At 32.7% G+C, this 24,119-nt stretch carries 20 protein-coding genes and 1 pseudogene; 9 read left to right on the top strand and 12 right to left on the bottom strand.

Features of this window, described 5'->3' with window-relative positions; all coding sequences use genetic code 11:
* Positions 1–34 precede the first annotated feature (34 nt).
* Entirely contained in the window at positions 35–2,317 is a 2,283-nt protein-coding gene (locus ACFOOI_RS21790) for a TonB-dependent receptor (protein ID WP_379840299.1), read from the top strand.
* Here the strand turns inward: ACFOOI_RS21790 and ACFOOI_RS21785 are convergent.
* Together ACFOOI_RS21785 and ACFOOI_RS21780 are read right to left on the bottom strand one after the other, a co-directional pair.
* On the bottom strand, positions 2,307–3,641 hold the full coding sequence (locus ACFOOI_RS21785; RefSeq protein ID WP_379840298.1) for an LptF/LptG family permease: 1,335 nt from the start codon (positions 3,639–3,641) through the stop codon (positions 2,307–2,309). The genes ACFOOI_RS21790 and ACFOOI_RS21785 overlap by 11 nt on opposite strands.
* A gap of 15 nt (positions 3,642–3,656) precedes the next feature.
* A complete protein-coding gene (locus tag ACFOOI_RS21780; RefSeq protein WP_379840297.1) occupies positions 3,657–4,499 on the bottom strand; it encodes a MauE/DoxX family redox-associated membrane protein in 843 nt (280 codons plus the stop codon).
* A 319-nt stretch (positions 4,500–4,818) separates the two neighbouring features.
* On the opposite strand from ACFOOI_RS21780, the gene ACFOOI_RS21775 reads away from it, so the two are divergent.
* Positions 4,819–5,112, top strand: a complete 294-nt coding sequence (locus tag ACFOOI_RS21775; RefSeq protein ID WP_379840296.1) for a hypothetical protein — start codon at positions 4,819–4,821, stop codon at positions 5,110–5,112.
* A 23-nt stretch (positions 5,113–5,135) separates the two neighbouring features.
* On the opposite strand, the pseudogene ACFOOI_RS21770 reads toward ACFOOI_RS21775, so the two are convergent.
* Positions 5,136–5,654 (bottom strand): annotated as a pseudogene (locus ACFOOI_RS21770) (IS3 family transposase); the annotation flags it as partial.
* Positions 5,655–5,994: 340 nt separating this feature from the next.
* Positions 5,995–6,273 (bottom strand): transposase, encoded by a 279-nt coding sequence (locus tag ACFOOI_RS21765; protein WP_379840294.1) that lies wholly within the window; start codon positions 6,271–6,273, stop codon positions 5,995–5,997.
* Positions 6,274–8,186: 1,913 nt separating this feature from the next.
* Between ACFOOI_RS21765 and ACFOOI_RS21760 the strand changes: the two genes are divergently transcribed.
* The 6 genes from ACFOOI_RS21760 to ACFOOI_RS21735 all read left to right on the top strand — a co-directional run bounded on the left by ACFOOI_RS21760 (position 8,187) and on the right by ACFOOI_RS21735 (position 12,369).
* Positions 8,187–8,456, top strand: coding sequence for a hypothetical protein (locus ACFOOI_RS21760; protein ID WP_379840293.1), 270 nt, complete (start codon positions 8,187–8,189; stop codon positions 8,454–8,456).
* Between the two features lie 149 nt (positions 8,457–8,605).
* Positions 8,606–8,875: a DUF4372 domain-containing protein gene (locus ACFOOI_RS21755; protein WP_379840291.1), complete on the top strand. Its 270-nt coding sequence runs from the start codon at positions 8,606–8,608 to the stop codon at positions 8,873–8,875.
* Complete coding sequence (locus ACFOOI_RS21750) at positions 8,832–9,455, top strand: transposase (RefSeq protein ID WP_379840290.1); 624 nt, start codon at positions 8,832–8,834, stop codon at positions 9,453–9,455. Before ACFOOI_RS21755 ends, ACFOOI_RS21750 begins: the two co-directional genes overlap by 44 nt.
* A 1-nt stretch (position 9,456) precedes the next feature.
* A complete protein-coding gene (locus ACFOOI_RS21745; RefSeq protein ID WP_379840335.1) occupies positions 9,457–9,717 on the top strand; it encodes a transposase in 261 nt (86 codons plus the stop codon).
* Positions 9,718–10,696: 979 nt separating this feature from the next.
* Positions 10,697–11,230: a hypothetical protein gene (locus ACFOOI_RS21740; RefSeq protein WP_379840289.1), complete on the top strand. Its 534-nt coding sequence runs from the start codon at positions 10,697–10,699 to the stop codon at positions 11,228–11,230.
* 731 nt (positions 11,231–11,961) lie between these two features.
* The gene (locus tag ACFOOI_RS21735) at positions 11,962–12,369 is read left to right on the top strand and encodes a hypothetical protein (RefSeq protein ID WP_379840288.1); all 408 of its coding nucleotides are present in this window, start codon (positions 11,962–11,964) and stop codon (positions 12,367–12,369) included.
* Here the strand turns inward: ACFOOI_RS21735 and ACFOOI_RS21730 are convergent.
* The 6 genes from ACFOOI_RS21730 to ACFOOI_RS21705 all read right to left on the bottom strand — a co-directional run bounded on the left by ACFOOI_RS21730 (position 12,366) and on the right by ACFOOI_RS21705 (position 20,259).
* Positions 12,366–15,239 carry a type I restriction endonuclease subunit R gene (locus ACFOOI_RS21730; RefSeq protein ID WP_379840287.1) on the bottom strand — a complete coding sequence of 958 codons (2,874 nt, stop codon included), beginning with the start codon at positions 15,237–15,239 and terminating at the stop codon, positions 12,366–12,368. The two genes, ACFOOI_RS21735 and ACFOOI_RS21730, sit on opposite strands and share 4 nt — an antisense overlap.
* Positions 15,220–15,789, bottom strand: a complete 570-nt coding sequence (locus tag ACFOOI_RS21725; protein WP_379840286.1) for a hypothetical protein — start codon at positions 15,787–15,789, stop codon at positions 15,220–15,222. The genes ACFOOI_RS21730 and ACFOOI_RS21725 overlap by 20 nt, the downstream gene beginning before the upstream one ends.
* Positions 15,786–17,045 (bottom strand): restriction endonuclease subunit S, encoded by a 1,260-nt coding sequence (locus ACFOOI_RS21720; protein WP_379840285.1) that lies wholly within the window; start codon positions 17,043–17,045, stop codon positions 15,786–15,788. Before ACFOOI_RS21720 ends, ACFOOI_RS21725 begins: the two co-directional genes overlap by 4 nt.
* Complete coding sequence (locus ACFOOI_RS21715) at positions 17,042–17,242, bottom strand: hypothetical protein (RefSeq protein ID WP_379840284.1); 201 nt, start codon at positions 17,240–17,242, stop codon at positions 17,042–17,044. Before ACFOOI_RS21715 ends, ACFOOI_RS21720 begins: the two co-directional genes overlap by 4 nt.
* A gap of 50 nt (positions 17,243–17,292) precedes the next feature.
* The gene (locus ACFOOI_RS21710; RefSeq protein WP_379840283.1) at positions 17,293–18,891 is read right to left on the bottom strand and encodes a type I restriction-modification system subunit M; all 1,599 of its coding nucleotides are present in this window, start codon (positions 18,889–18,891) and stop codon (positions 17,293–17,295) included.
* Positions 18,892–19,917: 1,026 nt separating this feature from the next.
* The gene (locus tag ACFOOI_RS21705) at positions 19,918–20,259 is read right to left on the bottom strand and encodes a hypothetical protein (protein ID WP_379840282.1); all 342 of its coding nucleotides are present in this window, start codon (positions 20,257–20,259) and stop codon (positions 19,918–19,920) included.
* Between the two features lie 1,158 nt (positions 20,260–21,417).
* On the opposite strand from ACFOOI_RS21705, the gene ACFOOI_RS21700 reads away from it, so the two are divergent.
* Positions 21,418–22,866, top strand: a complete 1,449-nt coding sequence (locus ACFOOI_RS21700) for a hypothetical protein (protein WP_379840281.1) — start codon at positions 21,418–21,420, stop codon at positions 22,864–22,866.
* A 173-nt stretch (positions 22,867–23,039) separates the two neighbouring features.
* Here the strand turns inward: ACFOOI_RS21700 and ACFOOI_RS21695 are convergent, their stop codons facing one another.
* Both ACFOOI_RS21695 and ACFOOI_RS21690 read right to left on the bottom strand, forming a co-directional pair.
* The gene (locus ACFOOI_RS21695) at positions 23,040–23,522 is read right to left on the bottom strand and encodes a hypothetical protein (protein WP_379840280.1); all 483 of its coding nucleotides are present in this window, start codon (positions 23,520–23,522) and stop codon (positions 23,040–23,042) included.
* Positions 23,523–23,524: 2 nt separating this feature from the next.
* Positions 23,525–23,986 carry a hypothetical protein gene (locus ACFOOI_RS21690; RefSeq protein WP_379840279.1) on the bottom strand — a complete coding sequence of 154 codons (462 nt, stop codon included), beginning with the start codon at positions 23,984–23,986 and terminating at the stop codon, positions 23,525–23,527.
* Positions 23,987–24,119: the final 133 nt, after the last annotated feature.

The following is a 24,119-nucleotide window of genomic DNA, read 5'->3' as shown; positions in this document are numbered from 1 at the left end:
CATTGAAATATATAAAATACAACTGTTTAATGTTATGAGAATACTTATATTAATCTTGCTCACAACCGGATATGTTCATTCACAAACAATCAAAGGCAGGGTAATCGATTTGGAAACCAAACAATCGCTGCCATTTGCAAATGTCCAGATTTCTGGAGTTAACGTAACAGCAGCCTCGCAAGCGGACAGTTCAGGGTACTTTAAATTTAATAATCTTGCTATCGGAAGATATGACTTGAGGGTTTCTTATGTAGGCTATGAAACATATATGCAAAAAAGTATTCTACTTTTAAGTGGCAAACAGCAGGAAATACAAGTTACTATGCAGTCTAATTACAAAGAATTAGAGGAATTGGTGATTAAGTCAGAAAAGGAGACATTACAAGACATTAGTTCTAAAAAAATATCTGTAGAACAAACAAGTAGGTATGCAGCAACCTGGGGGGATCCTGCAAGAATGGCATTATCTTTTGCTGGAGTTTCAACAGTCAACGATCAAACTAATGAATTAGTAATTAGGGGAAATAGCCCAAAGGGTCTTTTGTGGTTAATAGATGGTGTGGAAGTTCCAAATCCAAACCATTTTGCATCTGATGGGGCATCTGGTGGCTTGATAAGCGTTCTTAATGTGAATACCTTGAAAAATTCAACTTTTTATACAGGGGCTTTTCCTGCAAATTATGGGAATGCCACATCTGGTGTTTTTGATGTACGATTAAGAGAAGGGAATAATCAAGCTTTTGAGAATTCTATCAATGTGAATATTCTGGGGTTAGATTTTAGTACCGAAGGACCAATATCGAAGAGAAAAAAAAGTTCTTTTTTATATAATTACCGTTTTTCAAATACTAAGCTTATCAATACTCTTGGTTTATCATCGGTTTTTCAGGCGGCAACGCCCAAATATCAAGACATGGTTTTTAAGTTAAATTTTCCGTCTAAGAATAATAACTATTCATTATGGGGGATTTATGGTAACAATACTACAAATTTCACATTAGAATCTTTCTTAGAAATTGATAACAGAGCAAATTTTTATGCTTCTGGATTTAATTGGGCTCGTTATATAAATAAAGAAAGGTTTTTAGAAACTACACTATCATTTTCAGGAAATGAAAATATTAATAATCAGAAAAGTATTGGCGAAAGAATTGATGAAAATAGGATTTCAGAATTGAAGTATAATTATTTGAGGCTAAATACAAATTTCACCCAAAAAATAAAGAGTAACACAACATTACAACTTGGAGGCATATTATCAAATCTATCATATAATCTAAATGGTTTCTTTGATACCTCAATAAAAGAAATTAACTTAATAGCATCGGATGTTTCGTTGAAGGGTAGAGGGAATACTATTTTTTATCAAAACTATGTTTCATTAAGATATAGGAATAGTTTATTTGATTTAAACGTTGGGTTACACAATACCAACTTCTTTTTAAATAACAGTAGTACATTAGAGCCAAGGGTGAGAGTTAAATATAAAAATGGATCAAAACAATCATTTGATTTAGCAATTGGTTATCACAGTCGCCTCGAACCATTAAGTATATATTTATTTAAAAATAACCTTTTGCTTAATGGTAATGAAGTCAGTAATAAGGAACTTAAGTCGCCACGGGCATTACATTTTGTCTTAGGATATACATATATTCTAGCAAATAATTGGAAATTGAATAGTGAGGTATATTATCAAAAAAATATGATGATTGGGGTAGTAGATACTGCCTTAGTAAAGGGGATTGAAAATTACACTTTAATAAATCAAACGAACTCAGTAAATTTACTTCCTCTCAACAGTATCGGAATCGGGAAAAACTATGGTTGGGAATTATCTTTAGAGAAAAGCTTAAGAAAGGGCATATATTTTTTATATACCACATCAATTTTTAGAAGCAAATATGCATTGAATTCAAATGATTATTATAAGTCTACACGGTTTGATAACAGATATGTAGTGAATTTGTTAGGAGGAAAAGAATGGCAAATAAAAAAGAATATTTTTAGTATCAATCTTAAGAATTGTTTGGCAGGAGGGATAAGAGTTCAACCCTCAACTGTTGTGAATAATTCGGTCGTTCAAGACTCCAAAAATGGATATTCAGAAAAGTTAAGAGACTATCAAAGAACAGACATTAAATTTGCTTATATCATTAATTTTAGTAAAGTCACAGCTCAATTTTCAATGGATATTAATAATGTTACCAATCGTAAAAATCCGTTACTTAGGGTTTATAATCCTGTAATTAAAAATTTCGAAACAATAAACCAATTGGGACTTTTACCAGTTCTTGGTTTTAGACTTAATTTTTAGACTTAATTTTTATGCTCAGCTCAAATATTCCCCATAAACATAGCATTCCGAAAAAGGGCAAAAAAACTCCTAGTTCGGGAGAAATGATGTAGTTTTTAGAGAGTTTTTCAAAAAATTCACAGAACAGATAAAACAAAAGATAAATAGCAATTCCAATTAATATTGGGTAACCAATGTTACCCTTTTTTATAAAGACACCTATTGAACAACCAAATAAACAAAATATTAAGTTACTTATTGCGAACATATACCTTTGATAAATCTCCAACTGAAAAGAGATAATTGTGTTTAAATGTTCTCTTTTGTCTCTCTCAATTAAACTTTTTAATACACTTTTCCTGTCTTTGTTGTTTAATGCTTTTACTAACTCGTCCAAACACGTAATATTTAAACTATCAGAATTATTCGCTTTACTATGTAGATAATATTTTCTCTCGATGTTTTGATATCTATCTAGGGGAAGGTTTTTGAGTAGGTAACTATAAAATTTAACCTCTTTATTTGCATTATGTATCCCAGTGTATAGTTCAGCAATGTTTTTTGTGTACGCGTGACTTATTATTATTTTTTCCTCGTTCTTGAACTTAATGTCGTTTTTTAACGGCAAAATAATTTTGGATAAAGAAAAATTTGTTTTAGTAAATTTTAACGATTTATCGTCGGAATCAACATAAGAAATACCATTATTGAGATCAATCATAAGATATTCTTCATTATTAGAAGTGGTAATTTTACCAGATCGAGCAATAGTAATAGTGTTTTGATTTTTGTTTTGCTCTTTTTGGTACAATAGAATATTTTGAAGATAAGAAGTTCCTTTTTGACTCCAAACCTTATCAGATTTAATAGATATGCCTTCAATCTTATTAAAAAAAACTTTTGGTTTGATATTGATACCAATTTTTGAACGTATATCCAATACAGTATGAAAAGATTTATAATTGGCAATAGGAGCGAGATCCGTGTTAAACTTTATAATGATAGTGGTTATTATTAAAGTAAAAAAAAAGACATAATATACCGCTCTTGACCTCTTTACTCCTGAAGCAGAAATTGCGGTTAACTCGTTATGCTCTGTTAGCTTACCAAAACATAAAATGGATGCGATTAACGTGGCCAATGGTAAAACAAAAGGAATTGAAACTAAAGGGAAGTTAGTGAAAATATCAAAATATGTTGCGATTCCAATGTTTTTCCCCATAACATCAGATAGGTGCATCACCAAAAATCGGATAGTGAATAAAAAAATCATCACTACTGTTGTTGCAACAAATGGCTTAATATAATAAAAAAGAATTTGCTTGTCAATTTTTGTAAAGAACATTGAAATTCCGAAAGATTAATTCAACTTATTGGATATTCTGGTAATCCTCCCGTTTTTAATATAAATGAAAGTAGGGAAAGAGGATGCTACTAGAGACAAAGAATCTTGGCTTATTGCATTTAATCGGAACGTTAAATTGTTGTCTTTCAAAAACTTATCAATTTCCTTTTTTGAAAAGTAGTTTGGATATAATACAATCAATTCACTATTTATACTTTTGCTGTGCTTGAGTTGATTTTTACATTGGGCACAGTGTGGGCTTAAGAACGCTACTATATATGGTTCTTTTTTTGTTTTATATTCTAAAAAGGTTTTAGATACAGAGTATCCCGTTTTATACTTGAAATCTATCTTATGTAAGATGATTAGTGAAGTTGTACCAGAGATTAAACATAAACTAACAGATAGCCACAGGATGTAGCCTTTCGACTTTTCTTTTTGTTTAGCCAATTCAAAAATTAAAACTGAAATTAAAATTAATACAATATTTCTAGATACAGATTGTGTTGGACTCAACTCAAACGTTTTTCCAAAACAACCACAATTATCTATTCCTAGAAAATAATAGCCTGTAACAAATACAATAGTAAACATGGTAAGTAACACTAGGGCATAAAGACCCACCGTTTTAAGATTATACTGAAATATTAATAATGAACCAATTAGGATTTCAATTGAAATAATTAGAGGGTAAAGTATTTCAAAGGAGGAATGATATCGATTTAGAGTATTTATAAAATAATTCAGATCCAAAACTTTAGACAATCCTGAGCAGATAAAGAAAAAACCTAAAATAAAGGCTAGAGCTTTTACAAAATTGTTTGTTTTTAGTGGTTTTTTACTAATTAATCTGCTCATGAGTAACAGGTATAGACTATTTTCTTGTATTATGTAAGAAACAGGATATGCAATATAATACTTAATCTCAAACTATTGGGTGGTTAGAAGCTATTTTAAATATAGACATAAGTTTAAGAACGAGTTTTTATTATTAGATTTTTTGGCAAAGGAGAATCTCCTGACGATATTAAGTATTTGGAAAAGAAGCTGAAAGAGATTAGGTTGGTTAGCAGAATCAGATTGAATTCTAGCAATTAAAAAATTTTGACAATGGGATATATTCTTGAATCCAATCCATAAGTATTTATAGTGGCCAGCGTAAAACAAAAATTAAACAATGGCTACGTGGAAAAGAAAACCGCAAGAATGTGAGGGTAACTATTGGTTTGAAGGTCAGTTATTTGTCACCTACGAGGTACAGGCGGATATTCCGAAAGAAGAAATTATTGAAATCGTTGAGCAGACACTGCAAGCAGTGGAAGAGCACGGAGGGCTAGATTATCTACAAGTGTTTGAAAATGATTTTGGCAATAAGCTATATTTCATTGCATCGGCCAGTAAAGAAATGATTGAATCCGGTGAATTTGATCCCAATGATATCGAGTATAATTCAACCTACCCCCATTTTTAAACCAGTAAAGTCAAATTTATCGTTCAATATTTAGTTAAAAAATTGATACTATCTTTTACATTAAACAGTTTTGCCGGAGTCAATTTCCCAATTGAGCTGTGTCCTCTTTCAAAGTTATAATATCTTAGGTATTCTTCCAATTCTTGGTACAATTGATAGCCACTATTAAAAGGGTTTAAGTATATAAGTTCATACTTTATCGTTCGCCAGAACCTTTCTATAAAAATATTGTCGATTGCCCTTCCTTTTCCATCCATGCTTATTTTAATTTCAAACTCTTTGAGTGTACTTATGAATTTTTCAGAAGTAAATTGACGTCCCTGATTGGTGTTGAAGATTTCTGGCCTTCCACAATTGAGGATTGCTTCGCAGGTAAGAACAGAAACCCAGTCGGAGGTCATACTGTTGGAAATTCCCCAGTTTACAATAAACCTGCTATGTAAATCAATTATAGCGTAAAGGTACATATAACCTCGGCTCATCGGGATGTAAGTAATATCTGAAGCCCAAACCTGATTTACCCGATTAACAACAATATCATTTAAAAGATACGGAAATTTATAAGTAGTTTTCGGGTAGGGGTTTTAGGTCCTGGTAATAAATATTTTAAGCCCATTGTTTTATACAAACGATAAACTCTTTTAGGATTCAAAACCCACATCGAGCAGGCATTTTGAACGTAATCAAACATTCGAGGGAAGCCATAAAAAGGAGTTTTTAGATACTGTTCATCCATGAGCCTCATTATGTGAAGATTCACTTGAGATTCTGGTTTAGGCTTATAATATAGCTTTGTTCGGGGAATGCAGAGCAATTCACATTGGCGGCGAAAACTTAGACCTTCAGCACCACTGACCATAGAATACCGATCTTGCCTGGGTATCATGACAGCTTTTTTTTAAGATAATCTAATTCCATTTGAAGCTTACCAATTTTGGCAAACATCTGTTCTAACTCCGGTGAAGAGTCAGACGGTTTAGGCTTTTTTAATTCTAAAGTTTGCTTTGCTTTTGCCAGAAATTCGGTCTTCCATACTGAAATTTGATTGGGATGAAGCTCGTACTTTTGGCTTAATTCGGCTAAAGTTTGTTGCTCTTTCAAAGCTTCTAAAATGACCTTTAATTTGAAGTCAGATGTAAATTTACGCTTGATGTTTTCCATACTGCAATTTAAGTTTTTTTCAACTTAACTGCTGGTATTAAAATTGGGGGTAACTATAAAATGATTACTTTAGAATTAAAAGTTTGGTTCTTTAGCTTCTGATATTCAAGTTAAAAAATATTAAAACATTATCAAATGGCAATTAGAAAGTCGCTTTTGCAGAAAGAAAAACCTATTTTATAAAAAAACCGCAAAGTTATGCATTTACATAAAGACATAAATACATATTCCTAAAAAAGATTAGACCATTCTATACCAACACAATAAAAAGATTCATAAGAGTTGTTTTTGACTGAAACGAAAACTTATTACATAAATACATCATTACATAAATCCATTAAATTGTGTTTCACATTTTAAGATGCCTCAACAAGAATCAATAGTTAGGACAGCAGCACATCTTTATTTAAAATTAAAGATTAATGGTTCTTAAAACTTATTTTTTTATATTATCTAATATAAATAACAAAAGGCAAAGAATTGTATAAATTCAGTAACCGCTATTTGCAAAATCAAAACCAGCGATAAAATTATTCGGATACCAACTTATTCATACATATAAAATTTAACAATATACATAATAACATATATACATAATAACATAATAACATAATAACATAATAACATCATAACATAATAACATAATAACATATATACACAATTACATATATACAGAATTACATATAGACATAAAAAACTTACATATGAAACAGATAAATTATTAATAGATATCGAAACAAACGAATAACGATTTTTCAAGATTCCCATATTCCATTTAGACAGATAATTTAAAAAAAATATAGACAATTGATAAAATACTTAAATGATATTTATTCATAAATATTACATATTTATGTAATTACACAGAACCATAAAAAATACACTTTTAAAAAAAACATTACAAGAAACAATGAAACACCCAATAATAACATATAGTATATGAACCAAATATGATCAAACTACCCTGATGGGTCTAAAAATTCGATTAGAAGAGAAAACAGATATTTTCAAAAATCAAAAAATATAAATCAGACAAAAACAAAATTTAAATAAAAATCCTAGATATTATATGTTATTTCGCTCTTATTTTTATTATAACTTAGAAAAAATTTAGAAAATAATCTTAAATAAAATTTGCGAAACAATTAATATTAAAAGATAGAAAATATGAGGGAATTATGTATTTCCATAATTACATAAAAACATGAAATACTAAGATATGATATAAAACACATAAACGGCCACTAAGATAAACCCTCATAAAAAAAACAGATAAACACAAAATAGTAGGAGATAGGTAAAATTTAGTAAATTAATTTTATTTCATAAAAAAAACCAAAATATTGGATAAAACACTAAAAATCATAAGAAACCAAAATAACAAAAAACCTTAAATGAAAAAGAAGGAATCAATTAAAAGGAACAATATATCATTCTGAAAATACATAATTACATAAATATCAGAAAAATGTTTGATAGACAGAAAAAAACATTTATTTTTACATAATTACATGATGCTGTAAATACAGCATTACATCAACATCAAAAAAATATTTGATAGAAAAGCAGATTTTTACTATTACACAATTACAGTATTATGTAAATACGGAATTAAATAAACTTCTTGTCAAAGTAAAAAAAATATTTAAATCTAGATAATTATATGAATCTGTAAATAAAGCATTACTTCAGTATCAAAAAAAAATATTTAGTAAAGAAAAAAAATATTTATTTTTACATAATTACATGATTATGCAAATACAGCATTATATCAATAACAAAAAACAATTTGATAAAGTGAAAAGATTTTTACTTTTAAATAATTACATGATTATGTAAATACAGTATTACATATAAAAAGAGAAATATATTCCCAGAACACGAGACTTACATAAAAACATAATTACATAAATATGGCAAAAGAAAATAAATTTAAATCATCCCTTGAAAACTTAGGAAACAAAATAACAAGCAACATACCTAACACACCTATACAGACAGCTGTAGAGGTAAAGCCAACAGTGCACAAAGTAGAAGAAACAAGATTTACAGTTCATATACCAACACCTTTGATGAACGTCATAAAAGACATAGGCCATGAAAACAGAAAGAAAATCAAAACAATATTCGTAGAAGCACTAGAAGAATACGTATACCAAAGCCAATTAAATTTAAAAAAATAGAAAGAATACCCGTATAGCGAAAAAAAATAAATTGAGAAAACCCATAGCATATAATATAAAAACAATAGCGTCCTGTATAAAAAAATAATGAGAGGTGGAATTATCCTCAAAAGTTAATTTTGAGGTTGACAAAAAAACCATCTCTCATTATGACAAATTTAAGTTTGTTTTCTCAAATTATATCTAAACTTCCTCGACAGGTTTTTCAAAGTTTGGTAATTCATCACAAGTCTGATTATAAACAAAAGGGAATGGATAGTTGGACACACCTGATTTCTATGCTTTTTTGGCATTTTGCGAAAAGTACTTCATTACGAGATATTTCTAATGACTTGCGTTCAGCTACAGGGAATCTAAATCACTTAGGTCTAACTCATGGCCTCATCAAAGTCCTCATTAAGCTATCAAAACCAGCATAAAAAAGCTGATTTATTCAAAGATTATTATTATCAACTACTTGATTATTTAGGACAGCACATGAAAACTAGGCGAATAAATCTCCGCATTAGGGTGCCTGTATATCTTCTAGATTCAACAACAATAAGCCTTTGTTTGTCTCTATTTGATTGGGCTAAATTTCGTACCCACAAAAAAGCTGTAAAAATGCATACATTTTTGGATTATGATGCTAAATTACATATATATGTGAATATTATAGAAGGAAGCAGCAGAGAGAATAAAGGAGCCTACAATGTCCCATTACAAAGTGGAAGCGTTATTGTAGCCGATAGATACTATAATGATTTTCCAATGCTTCGTATTTGGAACAGCAAAGACGTTTTCTTCGTGATACGCCACAAAGACAATCTTTCCTTTGCTACAATAAAAGAAAATGAGCTACCTGATAAACACGCACAACATATTATGAAATATGAAATCATTTCACTGTCCAATAAGATTTCCAAGGAAAAACACTCAAACCAACTCCGCAGAGTGGGAGCATGGGATGACCAAAATAAGCAAATAATAGAAAACAAACGGGGACGGCAAGTCCAATAACATCAAGTGGTCAACTCAAACAATAGCCGAACTGAATAAAAACAGATGGCAAATTGAATTTTTCTTTAGATACATTAAGCAATTACTACATGTCAAAACCTTTATTGTTACTAATAAGAACGACATATTAATCCATTTGTGGACAACATTAATCTCTATTTTAATTTTAAAATATCTGAAAGCAATTTCAAAATATGCCTGGCATTTGTCAAACCTAGTCGCCTTCATTGGGCTCAATAATTTGTCAAAATTGACCTTATGATTTGGCTACATAAGCCATTTAAAAACTCTATAAATAGAAACGCAATAATAAACAGGGGGATCTGTTTTTCTATCAGACTTAAAATCATCGCCTAAAAGAAAAAAAACCTTTTTGCCTAATTTTGATACAATTTAGGACAACATCGATATAAAAATCAATAAATAATTTTAAATAAATCAAGATTTTTGGAAAATAATGAACTAGGAAATTCAAAAAATGACCTAAAAATTAAGAGTTGTGTAACAAAACACAATGATTGATATAATTGATACTCAAAAAATATAAACTTGCAGAAGTAATTAGAATGATACTAGTAAGAGGTAAATTTTAATTAGTTGATAAATTCAAGGAAAAATAGGATGTTTACATCCTATTTTCTTTTCTAAAAACAGTAACAAGAAAGTTTTCATGGCTATCCTCATAAAACAGCTAAACTTTTATGAAGGCAGAAAGATTAAAGAGGATGTTTTGCATCCTCGTTTAATTTTATATTATAAAAATAAAATTTAAAAAGATACTATTTAGATAGGGCGAAAAACAATAACAGTTTTAAAAGTTGAATTGCCACTCTAAAAAAATTATGTATATCAAAAGTAAAGAATTAAAAACTATAAAAAAAAATCAATCAAAAGATAAACAATAAATGCTAGATGATTATGACAGCAATCAGTTGTATATCACAAGCAAACATATAGGTAAAAGTTTACCATTGAATTAATACTTTGAAAAATATGAAAATAAAACTAAATACACATTAATTAAATTTTATTGTTAATCAACTCAATTAATGAAAATAAGTAAGATATTTAAAAACCTTAAGATTAGAAAATTAAGAAAGCTGTGGGTAATATCATATAAGTGAAAACTTTTATGATTAATTTGAATGTTAAAGAGGATGTTTTACATCCTCATTTAATAATCCATGAAAACCTTTAACAAAGACTAACCTAATCATCCAAAATATCTAAGATAAAAATAAATGATGAAAAACCTATTGGGCATAGTACTAATACTGATATGCATACTAATCTATAGAAGTAGATATCAAAAGGAAAGTATTTTAAACCAAAAGGTAACAAATAATTTGACAAAAGCGGTAAATGCTTCAACAAAAGAAATAGCAAGCGAAGAATTAACAAAAACACTCACATATTTAAAATCTAAAAAACTTACAAAAGGCTTCACCTCAATTATGTGGAAAACAAAGAATGAAGATATTGGCTATTGGTATGAAAATTTAGAAGCAAGCAAACGAAAACTACAACCTCAAAAATCTGCAAATAGATTAGAAAATACTCTGGCACTAAAAAAACTAAATGAGGCAATAATGGATACTGGTAAGAAAACCAGACCTATCGTGCCAGAAGGTTTGGCTGTATACCCTAATAATAAACAATGGGCATTCCTTATGACAATTGCAACTTTAATGGCAATTATTGGAACAACTATCTTAATACATGAAGCCGATAAAAAACAAAGCCCAACTCATTCAGAAATTGACTTAAAGAAATAGATCTAAACCAAACATAAAATGAAAGCTCATATAAAACATAAATTCATTAAACAACTTAGTAAAAGATAAACACATTTGAAAACTCTAGTAATAAAAAATATTCTTAATTAATTACTAGTATCCGAATAAAAATCAACAAATATGGGTCATAATATAAACAAGCATGGTTTGAGCTGGTTCAACACACTGACAATCGAAATACTTTTTCTAAATTAATCTTAATAGAAACTACTAATTAAAAGAATTTTGAGTAAGTGAATTTGATGGACAGCCGGAGGTTGCAGTGCTGTTTTTTTTGGTACTTTGCCACTCCGATTATTTTTTTTAAAAGGGTACGGCCTACCTAAAAATGAAGGCCAAAAAAGCAGCCGAAAAAAAAGAATAAAGGGTTGTTATTACACCAAACAAAAAAAGTAGCTTGAGTGAAAATACGGGACTGATTTGTTTCTACCGTATACTTTAGTCGAACGCTGTTATTAATAAATCTTGTACAAAATCAGATAAAAATATCCGCATATATAAATGGAAAATACTAAAAGTAGTAAATAATCTACTAAAAAAAGAATAATATGTACAAATAATTAGAACGAGAGATGATGTAAAGATCAGGATAAATAAACTTGCCACAATTGAAATACCAAAAGGGTTTTGAATAGCTAATAAATAAAAAGATAAATGGGGTACCAATTACCCCATTATATTTCGAAAATTAAAACAATAGAAACAAAGAAGTGACCAATTTTTTTATAATAATTTTTAATCTCAAAATAGGAATATTTTTACCAGTAACAACTCCAAAGCAAATACCTCCAAAAAATACTAATCAAAATAACCAAATAATTCTAAACTCTAAGGAAGAAATAAAACTTAAAGTAAAATATAACACAACAAAAGATGCATATATCTTAAGTTGGAAATCTAACTCTGATTCAGATTATTTTTTGGTTCAAAAATGTACAGATAACGTCAGATTTAAAACTATAACAAAATACTACAAAAATAAAAAAAAGAAATATTATCATAAGGACATAATTAGCTCAAACGAAATAGTATATTATAAAATAACATCTGTGAATAAATTTGGAAAGTCAAGTTTTTCAAACACTATGAAAATATTAAATAAAACAACCTCAAATTAAACCCCCTCAATAAACGTCTCGATAAAGTCATTGATTTTATCTTTGATACGAGCAAATACCTTTGACCTCTCCGGCAGTTTTGGTTTAACAAGCAGCATATCTCTGATTTCATCAAGGATGGGCATGCGTTTGGCAAACATAAAAGTTACGATGGCCTCATTGAGCAAAGGCAAATCCAAGTGTTCTTCTTCTGCCAATACCTCCAGGGCTTTTGAGCGTTCGAATGTCCAAAACTCTTCAAAACGAGATTCTACTTCGTTTGGATCTTCTATGGTTGGGAGGTTTTCTAAAATGAATTTCTCTATCAGCAATCGCTTGCTACGCAGTTTCACTTGGCCCTCAAGCAATTCTTTTATCTCTCTCTTTTTCTTTTCTAGTTCTTCTACCGTACCACTTTGCAGTTTACCCAATAGCATGAGAATATAAGCCACATTTACCTCGTCGCGGTGAATTAGCTCCAACTCAAAATCCACATCGTTAAGGATCGATACCTTTTGGTTTTCTATATTGTTTTTGGTGCTGTCTCTGATATCCAAATACTTGCTGATGTAGTCGTCAAAGTCTTGGTCAGGCATATCCAGGTCTTCGGCTTCAAAGTCAGCAAAGGTGTTAATCACGTTTTTGAGGCGAATCAATTCTCTGAAGGTTTGCACAAAAGCCAATTTGTCGTCTTCAGACCTTAACTCGTTTACACTGTTTACGGTAGGGGCTATTTCTAACAGTTCGGCATATTTTTCGTTAAATCGGGCTATATAATCCGGATACGGTTTTAATATGATATCTTCTTTTGCGTTCGGATTAGAAAACAAGGCGATGGCCGCGTCTGTGGCTTCTTTGAGGTTACGGAAACACACGATGTTGCCGTGTGACTTCTTATCATCCAAAATTCGGTTGGTTCGCGAAAACGCCTGAATGAGCCCATGAAATTTCAGGTTCTTGTCTACATAAAGCGTATTGAGCGTTTTGCTATCAAAGCCCGTCAAAAACATATTGACAACCAGCAAAATATCTATTTCTCGGTTTTTTACGCGTTTAGATATCTCGTTGTAATAGTTATAAAACGATTGGCTGTCTTTGGTGCTGTGTTTGCTGCCAAACATCTTATTGTAGTCTTGGATATACAGCTCCAATTTGTCTCTGCTAAACGTATCGGCTTTTTTGTAAACCGCCTTTGGGTCTGCCACTCTGTCAAAGTCCACATTGTCTAGCTCATCTAGGTCTATTTGGCCGTCTGGCTCTGCGATGTCTTCGTTGGCAGCATAACTAAACACTGTCGCTATTTTTAGATTATGGCGGCCTTCGGCCTTCAATGCCGCAAAAATATCGTAATACTGAATCAAAGTCTTAACCGAACTCACACAAAACATGGCCGTAAAGGCACGGTTATGTGTTTTTTGGTCGTGATGGCCCAAAATGTATTCGGATATCTTTTGGAGCCGAATAGGGGAGTCCAGCAGTTCATGGGTGTCAATACCCCCAACTTCTATATCTAGCTCATTGTGGCTCTCCTTTTGACGGTATTTGCCCACATATTCTACCGAAAACTTAAGCACGTTATCGTCTTTGATGGCATCGGTGATTACGTAGCGATGCAAACACTCGTCAAAAAGCTCTTTGGTGGTTCGCTTGCGGCCATTGAGCGAAACTGAGTTTTGCTCAAAAATAGGCGTTCCCGTGAAGCCGAACATCTGGTGGTTGTTAAAAAAACCTTTGATACGGCCATGAGTTTCGCCAAACTGCGTACGGTGACATTCGTCAAAAATGAAGACGATCTTTTTGTCTTTCATCTTTTCCATTTTTTGCAAATGCCTGCTCATCGAAATGGCCGTATTGAGCTTCTGAATTGTGGTTACTATCAGCTTGGTGTCATCCGTAAACTGCCTCACCAGGTTTTGGGTGTTGTCAGTGCCGTCTACACTTCCATCCGAAAAACTATTAAATTCTTTCTGGGTTTGATAGTCCAGGTCTTTGCGGTCTACCACAAAAACCACTTTGTCTATACTCGGTATGGTGGTCAATATCTGACTGGCCTTAAACGAGGTCAGCGTTTTGCCCGAACCCGTAGTGTGCCAGATGTAGCCATTTTTGGCATGGCCCACTGTTGGAGAATTTTTGACGCGTTCTATGATGGCCTCTACAGCGTAATATTGGTACGGACGCAACACCATCAGTATACGCTCGGCTTCTGCCAGCACGATGTAGCGGGTTATCATTTTCGACAAATGACAAGGCTCCAAAAACGCCTCCGTAAAAGCAAACAAGTCGGTGATGAGCTTGTTTTGTTTGTCTGTCCAGTAAAAAGTCTGCTTAAAACGTAACTTGGCGTTATTGCTGTAGTATTTGGTGTTTACACCATTTGATATTACGAAAATCTGAATGTATTGAAACAAACCCAAGCTGGCACCGTAAGAGTGCTGCTGATACCTGCGGGTTTGGTTAAAGGCCTCTTTGAGCTCCAAGCCTCTTCGCTTTAGTTCTATTTGCACCAGCGGAATGCCATTTATGAGGATGGTTACGTCATACCGGTTTTTGTAGGTGCCCTCCATGTTTATTTGGTTTGAAACCTGGTATTGGTTTTGGCACCAAAACTCTTGGTTAATAAACTCCAAGTATATGCTGCTGCCGTCTTCTTTGGTGAGCTGCATTTTGTCGCGGAGTATTTTGGCTCGATCCCACACATTGCCCTTGTTGAGGTGTATCAGCACCTGCCCAAACTCCTTTTGGCTTAGGCTTACTTTGTTGTGTTTTTCTAGCTGGGTTTTCAGATTGGCCGTTAGGTCAGCCTCTTGGCAAATACTGACATACTGATACCCCTGCTTAGTGAGGGCATCTATAAGTTTATTTTCTAACTCAACTTCGGGTTGTGACATGGCGTTTCAGTTTCATGAGTTCTTTTAAGTTGTTGTGTGTATAAATTTCTAATTCTAATTCAGCTAAGTTTTTAATGTCCGTTTTAGCCAAAATAACCTTAGAATTATCGATAATTTTCATGTAATCTTTACTCGTAAGAATATCCTTTGTCCATGAAACAACTTCGTTTTGTTTAAAATCTAGTCTTTCTTGAATGAGTCTATCTATCGGAAAATGTGGTGGAGTGGGTATCCAACCAGCACACCAAAGATATTTCAAATACAAATTCAGTAATTTTTGACATATTCCAAAATTGAGTATTCCATTTTTCAACAAATCTAAATTTTTAGAAGCATTTTGAAGTTTCAGAATATTAAGTATATGCTGTTCTTCTGAGATTTCCGTTTTGTATTGTTCCGCAATCTGTTTTACAGATATATGTAATTGACTACGAAAAACTTCTTTGGTTTTATCTGAAACATTTGTGTAAATACCTGATCGTTGAAACGCTGCCTGAATGCTCATCATCCAATATTGCGACTCAAGGAATGTGTCTTTTAAATTTATCATACAAACATTTGCTGAAGCAAGCCTTTTTTATACGTTTCAGCTTCGCCTATTTGTCGACTTACCTTTCCTATTTTTTCATCTATTGATGTTAAGAAACTAGTTATTTTTTTTAGTTCATTTAAAGTCGAAGGAAAATAAATCTCTGATCCAGACAAAAAGTCTTTATTTCCAATATTCATAGTATTTTTAGCCCCTTTTTGTACGAGAGGATTTAAATAGTTGTACGTATGCTGCCAAATTGAGAAATAATAATCAAGCATTAATCCAATATATTTACTTTTTGGAGAAAAAACTCCGTATAATACCGATACTATTCCAATTCGATTTAGCTTATTTTGTTTTATTATCCCAAAGGGAAAATCACTTGTAGGGCTTTTAGTATAAATTAAGTCATAGGGAAAAACAACTTTGTAATTAGTAATATTATCAGATGCATATGATCGCCCTAAATGCTCAATCTGATTAATAACACCCATAGCCTTAGAAACAGAAAATACTTCAATAATTTCATTTCTAATATTTCTAGTTTTATGTTCTAATAAAACCTCCCCTAAAGTCTTCTTCTCCCAATCCGGAAAATCAGAGCCGTCGTCCTGTTTGAAACGTAATTTTTGAGAGAAAATCTGTTGCATCAGGCCTTTTTTGTATTCTTCCAAAAGACATTTTTTCTCTTTCAGTCTTTGTATTTTTTCATCTATGGCCGTTAGGAAATTGGCAATTTTGTTTTGCTCGGGTAGGGGAGGGAGAGAAATTTCTAACGCAAGATAATTAGGTTGAGAAATATTTTTCATACTACCACTTGTACCTGTTGCAATATTAGAAACTTTGCTCATTTGTTTTTTAGAAGACAAAATAAAACTCACAAGCTTAACATTAAAGTCACTTTTTAATCGTGCCATCCATAATCTATCTGGAACAAAAAGAAATGGGTAATCTTTAAATACATATCCAATTTGACCAACTAGTTGTGGAGTATTCATCCTGCTAATTAAAATCGTATCTCTCTGAGGATTAACTTTTGCTCTTCTAAGATCATTCTTTAAAATCTTTTTATGTTGCTCTGGTTGAAATATGCCTTCAGAAACACAACTTGTTTTTAAAATACCAAACTCTCCATAGTTACTAATTAACTCATCAGTCGAATTGACACTTACACCTGATTCAAGGTTTACAATTATATCTCCCAACTTTTTAACTTCCCAGTTCTCCGAAAACTCCGGAAAACGTAATTTCGGTACACGCGTTTGTTTGGTCATGGTCTTTTCTTTGGATTTAGGTTTTTAGTTACGCTGTCAATGCTCGCATTAAAATTGTCCGTTATGGTAGTACGCCCCTTACCAAAAAGTTCGGGCCTTTGTGCCTGTGTAAGCCAAACGGCCTTGTTTCCTAGCCGGGGTTCTATGTTGGTTACCTCATCGGCTGAATCGTATATTATAATTTCGCTGTTACTCATTTCAAAAACGTTCGTTCAATCCTAGGTTTTTCACATTTCTGACTCATTACTCAAAAAGGCGTATCTATGCCCAATTCTTCACAAAAACCGGCAATAGTTTGATCTATTTCGGCCATTGAGGCGTCTACCGCTTTAAGTTTTTGAGCTATTTCTGCTAAATCTATGGCTTCTTCGGCCTCAAAGGTGTCTACATATCGCGGTATATTGAGGTTATAGTCGTTTTCCTTTACCTCGCTTAGCGGAGCCACATAGCTGTATTTTTCTTCCGCCATTCGGTGGCGGTAGGTGTCCACTATTTTGTCAATATGCTCGGCGTTTAATACGTTTTGCGTTTTTATTTTTTCAAAATGCTGACTGGCATCTATAAACAAGATATCATCTGGGTTTTCGCGGCATTTTTTAAACACTAAAATACAGGTTGGAATACTGGTACCGTAAAAAATACTGGCAGGAAGGCCAATGACGGCATCGAGGTAGTTGCAGTCTTCTATCAAAAACTGACGAATGTGCCCCTCGGCTCCTCCCCGAAACAGCACTCCGTGAGGCATCACTACGGCCATGGTGCCGTTATCATGCAGCTGATAGATCATGTGCTGAATAAACGCAAAGTCTGCCTTGGAGCCCGGAGCCAATTTGCCGTATTGACTAAAACGGTCGTCAGTTAAAAACAACGTATTGGCCGACCACTGAGTAGAAAAAGGCGGATTAGCCACGATGGCCTCAAAACGCTCGTCTATATGCTGCGGTCGCTCCAGGGTATCTTCTTGTTTGATGTCAAATTTTGAATAATGCACGTCATGCATGATCATGTTCATGCGGGCCAGGTTATAGGTGGTGCGGTTTAGCTCCTGCCCATAAAAATATGCGACGTCTTTTACCTCTTTGGCCACTCGCAAAAGCAGCGAGCCCGAGCCACATGTGGGGTCATATACCGAGCGTAGTTTGGTTTTGCCGGTAGTTACTATCTTTGATAACACCTTAGAAACCTCCTGAGGGGTGTAAAACTCTCCGGCTTTTTTGCCAGCACCAGACGCAAACTGCCCAATGAGATATTCGTAAGCATCGCCCAATATGTCTGAGTCTATTTTTTCTAGTTCAAAGTCTATTTTGTTTAAATGCCCGAGCACTTTTGAGATCAACTTGTTTTTGTCTTTTTCGGTACGGCCCAGTTTGGTAGAGGTCAGGTCTAAATCTTCAAAAAGTTTATTGAAATCGTCTTCTGAATCTGTTCCGGCGGTGCTTTGCTCTATGTTTTGTAACACAGCGGCCAAGTCGCCCAGTATAAAACTGTCTTCGGTTGCTTCTTCGTCCTCGTTTTCGTCTGAAATTTGCCCGCCACGAGCCGCTATTTGAGAGAAAAGCTCCGTTGGTTTCAAGAAAAAGCCCAAAGACTCTATGGTTTCTTCTTTGATGGCGTTTAGGTACTGCAATCCTTCTTCGGTATTTTCTTTGATTTGGGTATATCGGATACTTTCGCCCGACTCATCTAAGATTTTGTTGGCCGATAGCTCCATTTTTTCGGAGAGATATTTATAAAAAATAAAGCCTAATATGTAATCTCTAAACTCGTCTGCGTCCATTTTGCCTCTGAGCGTATTGGCTATGTTCCAAAGTTGCTGTTCGAGTTGTTTTTTTTGATCCTGCGACATGAATTCTAATTATAAAATTGAAGGGCTATTCCTGTTTTTTGTGCTTAGATGCCAAATATATCAAAATTTGAATCAATACGGTTATGTGAGCATGGCAATAATAGACAAAAAGGCCAAAAGATAGGAGGGAGGTACCACAAAAAGTAGGCACAAGGACAGCACGCAAGTTGGGGCATGGTGTATGTGCAAGTTTTAATCTAAAATCAACCTGAATTTGGGCTCCGATTTATGGAGTTTTGAGTAAAACCAAGCGTTTTGTAATACATTTTGTGAGTTTCGGTTTGCGTTTGGGGGTATATGTTAAGGCACGCAAACCGCAAACCGGCCTCAAACGCTGGTTTGAGGCCACAAACCACCGCAAACCACCCTGCAAACACCCCCGCAAACCGGTACGCAAACCAACATGCAAACCGATCGCAAACCAATTACAAACCTGCAAACCGCTTTTTTTGGTCCTGCAAACCGGTTGGTAATACCCGATGTATTACATTTTGTATAACAAAACTGCATACATGGTTTTTCACTTAGAAAAAAAGGAGTTTTTTGATAGAAAATTACTGGTATAGTAATAAAAATGAAAAAAATTTGTTCATTATAACAGCCAGAACTGTTTGAACTGGTTCGGCACCCCGACAATCGAAATTCTTTTTCGAAAACGTTCCAAATATAAACTACTGTTTAAAAGAATTTTGAATGCGTGAGTTTGCTGGACGGAAGGCCGCCGCCGTGCTGTTTTTTTTGGTGGTACGCCACTCCGATCCGTTTTTTTGAAGGGTCCGGCCTTCCGGAAAAATGAAGGCCTAAGCGGCAGCTGACACAAAGTAAATTAGGGGTCATTTATACTCAAAACAAAAAAGTATCGTGAATAATAATTCAGGGTCGAATTGTTTATAAGGCATACTTTAGTCGGACGCCGTTAATAGAAAATCAAAGCAATTTTGAAGAAAATAAAGAAGATTCGGAATGCCTGTATAGATGTTGAAAAACACTAGAACAATCCGAACCTTCCATTTACCATAGGTAAGCCTATTTGCGGTACAAATTTAAGGAAGCAGGCATAATGGCTCTTAAATAAATGGCCAAAATGATGAGAAATGCTCCTAAACCAATAATCAAATGCTTTAAATTAATCGGCTTATTTAACGAAACAGTGTCTGTATTTACTGGCTCTGACAAATAAACGGGATTTAAAGTGGGTGGGGTAGGAGCAGGCTCAGGAAGATTACTCCTGAAGACATGCTGTTCCAATAATGAAACAATGTAATTAGAAAGTGACTCGCTTTTAGAATCTGCCTTTTCTACTAATTGTTGTTTGAGCTCTGCGGTGGCTCTAAAAATAATACTCTCGGTTTTATTTGAATTTTTCATCCTGTAAAAAGTTCTGTGAAATACAAAGCACGGAACTACAAATTAACAATCCAAAGAAAATTTGGACTTATTCGTGCATTTTCTAAACTGTGATTTGGGGTGCTGAAAAGTGCATTCCATTTTAGGGCTAGAATCGACGTTTAGATAAACCAAATAGGTAAGTGAATATTGCGGCATAAAATTGTTCGCCCAAGGGGCAAAGGATGTAAATGAAAAACACCTAGCTTGCGAACTGAAAAGGGTTAGCTTATTGCTCTTGTTTTCTAAATTTCAGTGTCTTATCTGCGTCTTGTTTTGGCCAATGTTTCCTTTATAAAAAATGCAAAAAATTAGCCAACCAGATTAATCGATTTATTTGCCGAAATTGGCAAAATGAAAACCATCAAAGAAAAACCATAAGGGGGTAGGGGGTTAAGGAAAAGTTTTAAGGAAAGAACCCCGTAGGGAAATTTAAAACTTTACACACACAAAAATTTCTTTTTTAGTGTGTTTTTTTTATAAGTTTTGTAATTTACTTTTTTATAAGTTTTGTAATAGGTTTTGTATTTACTTTTTTATAAGTTTTGTATAGTTTTTTAGACCCTTCATAAGTGCTTAATAATTAATTACTTGTGACATATATACTCAACCAGATTACGGTGATTACTCAACCAGATTACGGTGATTACTCAACCAGATTACGGTGATTACTCAACCAGATTACGGTGATTACCCAACCAGATTACGGTGATTACTCAACCAGATTACGGTGATTACTCAACCAGATTACGGTGATTACTCAACTAGATTACGGTGATTACTCAACCGGATTACGGTTTAATTATGATTACTCAACTAGATTACGGTCTATTTAGGTACATTCGAAGGACTATTTTATATTATATTGGTCACATTTAAGTCTTCTGGGTTCCTAATAAAGGGTATGTTTACTTCATTTTTGTACATAACTATTAAAAAAGTGGTTATATTTTAAAAATTACTCAACTCAAATACGGTATATGAAACGATTTACTAAAAGCATAGATTTTATTTTGTCAACCAGATTACGGTATAGTTTTAAATTAGCACAAATATTTTAATCAACTTTATTTATAAAGTTGATTAAAATCTGCTACTTTAGTGGTTATAACTGGAAAATAATATAGTAAAACTCATCAAATGAGCAAAAAACAGATAGTTGAGATTCAGAATAATGAAGATTATATTATTTTGAACAATCCGTTAGCGAGCCCCAAATTCATACGCTTAATAGGGAAAGGAAAAGAGATGACCATAAATGATGTGTACACACCCAAAATATTTTATGAGATTGCTTCTAGACTTACACCGGAGCATTTGCTTAATATAAAGCGAAATCAATCGATTGTTTTTGATATTTCAATCAAAGATTTTTTACAGAGTATAGGTGCAAATAAAAAAAACTATAAGCATTTTATAGAGAGTGTAGAGATTATGCAATCAAATCTTTTAAGATGGAAGGAGGGAGATGACATTATAACAACGGCAATAGTTACGAAATCTATTCACAATCCCAAAACGGGCAAAGTGGAGATGTTTATAGATAGTGATATAGCGAAACGAATTTTAGAAATTAAAATAGATGGAAATTTTAGTTTTTTAAAGTCGAATGTTTTTCGTCTGCAAAATGCTCAAGCTATTAAGCTTTATCCTTTTTTAAAATCTTGGGTAAATCATGGGCAATATCAGACGGATTTAGAGCGGTTTAAATTTCAATTTGGGTATAATACTCCGGGTTATAAATATTGGAGTAATTTAGAAATAAAGGTGCTTAAACCTGCCATTGATGAAATAAATGAAAAAACGGATATTAATGCATACTATGAAACTTTGGGCGAAAACTTGGATGGGAAACGACCAAAGGTAAGGGGTGTTATTTTTAAAATAAGAAAAAAAGAGGATATTAAACTTTTGGTTTCTTCAGAAACAAATCAAACTGAAGGCCCAGTTATGAATAAAAATCAAACGACACTTTATGAAGAAGAGGAAAAAATTGCAGGGATATATGCGTTGTTTCTTAAAATAGAAATAGAACAAAAACCAAGTGAAATAGCCGCTAAAGCACATCTAAAAAACTTGGTTGAAGAAATAGGTATACAGGCTACACGAGACGGCATACTGGGTATGGTAGATAGCAAAGCAAAACCTAAGTCAATGGCATTTTTTACGGCAAAAAATTTGTTAAAATATCCAGGCTTTGAAAAAGCAAAACAAGAAGCCGCTACAAAGAAGATGGAGCAGCAAAAGCAAAAAGAGCAGGAGTTAAAAAACCAAAGGACGATAGAAGAGCTTAAACGACTTTTTGAAGAAGCCCGCAAAAAATTTCATGTAGAAACCTATAAAAATTTAGAGTCTGAAAAAAAACAAGAATTGCTGGAAAAACTTTGGGATAATGTGGAATTTAAAAGTATTTACTTTAAAGAAAATAACATAACGAAACCAAATAGTTTTGGTATTCAAAAAATAGCCGAGCTAGTGGCATATCCAAACGGAATCGATGAAAAAAAACATTTTAAGCATTTTGCGAAGAAGAATTATAACATTGGAATTGATTATAATGAAGCCGGAGAGATCATAATAAAATCCTAATCACAAAGAGAATAATATGTTTGCATATTTACACAAAGGCATAATTATGCTTTTGCATAATTACATATTTCACTTGAATATAGTTTTGTTATATAATTTATCTTATGTTAAATAAAAAGAATATATTTAAGTTTGAGACTACAAAATATCTCAAAAATCGTTCTACTTGTTTCTTATAATTTGTTAAGGGAGGCATTTTTACCAAACAATTCCAATGCTTTTTTATTGTAAGCTTTCGCAGCATCGCGTTCGTTTTCAAAGCAACCTATTGTAATAAGTTTATAATTCACCCTTATCTTAGCCACGTAATATATCTGCACGCCCCTATAAGGTGCATTATGACCTATATTTTTTCGGAAGTTATTATGGTTTTTTTTACTTCGGCTTATAATTTCTAAATTTTCTTTTTGACAGTTAAGACGGTTACCATCTTTAAACCAAAAAGCTTCATCACTTTTCGGTTTCCTCAAAATTAGATGATGTAAATAGTATCTGACAGATTTATTTTTTGAATCTAGGAAGTTCCTATATGCATAATAAAAAGTTACTCCATTTCTCTTATGTTTCATTAACAACCAATCAATAGTACAAATAGCATGATAATCTTCATCATCTACATAGGCTTCAAATCCATCTCTTAGCAAAATAGTTTTCATAGTTAAATTTCATTTAGAATTGCCAGATCTGGCCCATATAATTCAATTGCTTTTTTGTTATAGGCAATTGCAGCTTCTTTTATCGTTTTAAATTGTCCTAAATTATACACTTTGCCTTTATGGGTAATTTTGGAACTTATTATTAAAGACACACCCTTATATCCTTTGTCGCTTTTTTTTACTTTTCTATTAAAGTGAGAAAAGTCACTTTTTGAAATATACGATATATTGCTTTTTTGACAATTGAGGTGATTTCCATCCATATAATGTATGGACTCATTGGATTTTCTAGGTCCTAAAATTAGGTTATGTAAGTAATTGTATCTTTTCTTAGCCCTAGAGTAGTACATACAAAAAGCAGATTTTCCGTAGCCCTCTAAAAATCGGATTTTTAAATTTTCTACTTTTGGATAGTCTTCATTGTCTATTAAAAGTGTAATATTTTCTTCTATATGTAATTCCATATTTATAATTTGGTGTTGTAGTATTTATGGCATATAAATTTAAAAAAACACTAGTTTTTTGATGTGATTGAGCAGCTTAAAAGGTACATAACTGTAAAAAATATAGTGATATTTCTAAAGAAAAATAGGTAAG

Source organism: Lacihabitans lacunae (assembly GCF_042649125.1).
Classification (GTDB): Bacteria; Bacteroidota; Bacteroidia; order Cytophagales; family Spirosomataceae; genus Leadbetterella; species Leadbetterella lacunae.
Note: the sequence above shows the minus strand (reverse complement) of the source record. Positions and strands in the feature narration are given on the sequence as shown.

Excerpts from the sequence above, each read along its gene's own strand:
- ACFOOI_RS21695 (WP_379840280.1), bottom strand. The coding sequence starts at position 23,522 with ATGAAAACTATTTTGCTAAGAGATGGATTTGAAGCCTATGTAGATGAT.
- ACFOOI_RS21700 (WP_379840281.1), top strand. The coding sequence starts at position 21,418 with ATGAGCAAAAAACAGATAGTTGAGATTCAGAATAATGAAGATTATATT.
- ACFOOI_RS21785 (WP_379840298.1), bottom strand. The coding sequence starts at position 3,641 with ATGTTCTTTACAAAAATTGACAAGCAAATTCTTTTTTATTATATTAAG.
- ACFOOI_RS21730 (WP_379840287.1), bottom strand. The coding sequence starts at position 15,239 with ATGTCACAACCCGAAGTTGAGTTAGAAAATAAACTTATAGATGCCCTC.
- ACFOOI_RS21760 (WP_379840293.1), top strand. The coding sequence starts at position 8,187 with ATGGCAAAAGAAAATAAATTTAAATCATCCCTTGAAAACTTAGGAAAC.
- ACFOOI_RS21715 (WP_379840284.1), bottom strand. The coding sequence starts at position 17,242 with ATGAGTAACAGCGAAATTATAATATACGATTCAGCCGATGAGGTAACC.
- ACFOOI_RS21710 (WP_379840283.1), bottom strand. The coding sequence starts at position 18,891 with ATGTCGCAGGATCAAAAAAAACAACTCGAACAGCAACTTTGGAACATA.
- ACFOOI_RS21775 (WP_379840296.1), top strand. The coding sequence starts at position 4,819 with ATGGCTACGTGGAAAAGAAAACCGCAAGAATGTGAGGGTAACTATTGG.
- ACFOOI_RS21705 (WP_379840282.1), bottom strand. The coding sequence starts at position 20,259 with ATGAAAAATTCAAATAAAACCGAGAGTATTATTTTTAGAGCCACCGCA.
- ACFOOI_RS21740 (WP_379840289.1), top strand. The coding sequence starts at position 10,697 with ATGATGAAAAACCTATTGGGCATAGTACTAATACTGATATGCATACTA.
- ACFOOI_RS21755 (WP_379840291.1), top strand. The coding sequence starts at position 8,606 with ATGACAAATTTAAGTTTGTTTTCTCAAATTATATCTAAACTTCCTCGA.
- ACFOOI_RS21780 (WP_379840297.1), bottom strand. The coding sequence starts at position 4,499 with ATGAGCAGATTAATTAGTAAAAAACCACTAAAAACAAACAATTTTGTA.
- ACFOOI_RS21765 (WP_379840294.1), bottom strand. The coding sequence starts at position 6,273 with ATGGAAAACATCAAGCGTAAATTTACATCTGACTTCAAATTAAAGGTC.
- ACFOOI_RS21720 (WP_379840285.1), bottom strand. The coding sequence starts at position 17,045 with ATGACCAAACAAACGCGTGTACCGAAATTACGTTTTCCGGAGTTTTCG.
- ACFOOI_RS21725 (WP_379840286.1), bottom strand. The coding sequence starts at position 15,789 with ATGATAAATTTAAAAGACACATTCCTTGAGTCGCAATATTGGATGATG.
- ACFOOI_RS21790 (WP_379840299.1), top strand. The coding sequence starts at position 35 with ATGAGAATACTTATATTAATCTTGCTCACAACCGGATATGTTCATTCA.
- ACFOOI_RS21750 (WP_379840290.1), top strand. The coding sequence starts at position 8,832 with ATGGCCTCATCAAAGTCCTCATTAAGCTATCAAAACCAGCATAAAAAA.
- ACFOOI_RS21690 (WP_379840279.1), bottom strand. The coding sequence starts at position 23,986 with ATGGAATTACATATAGAAGAAAATATTACACTTTTAATAGACAATGAA.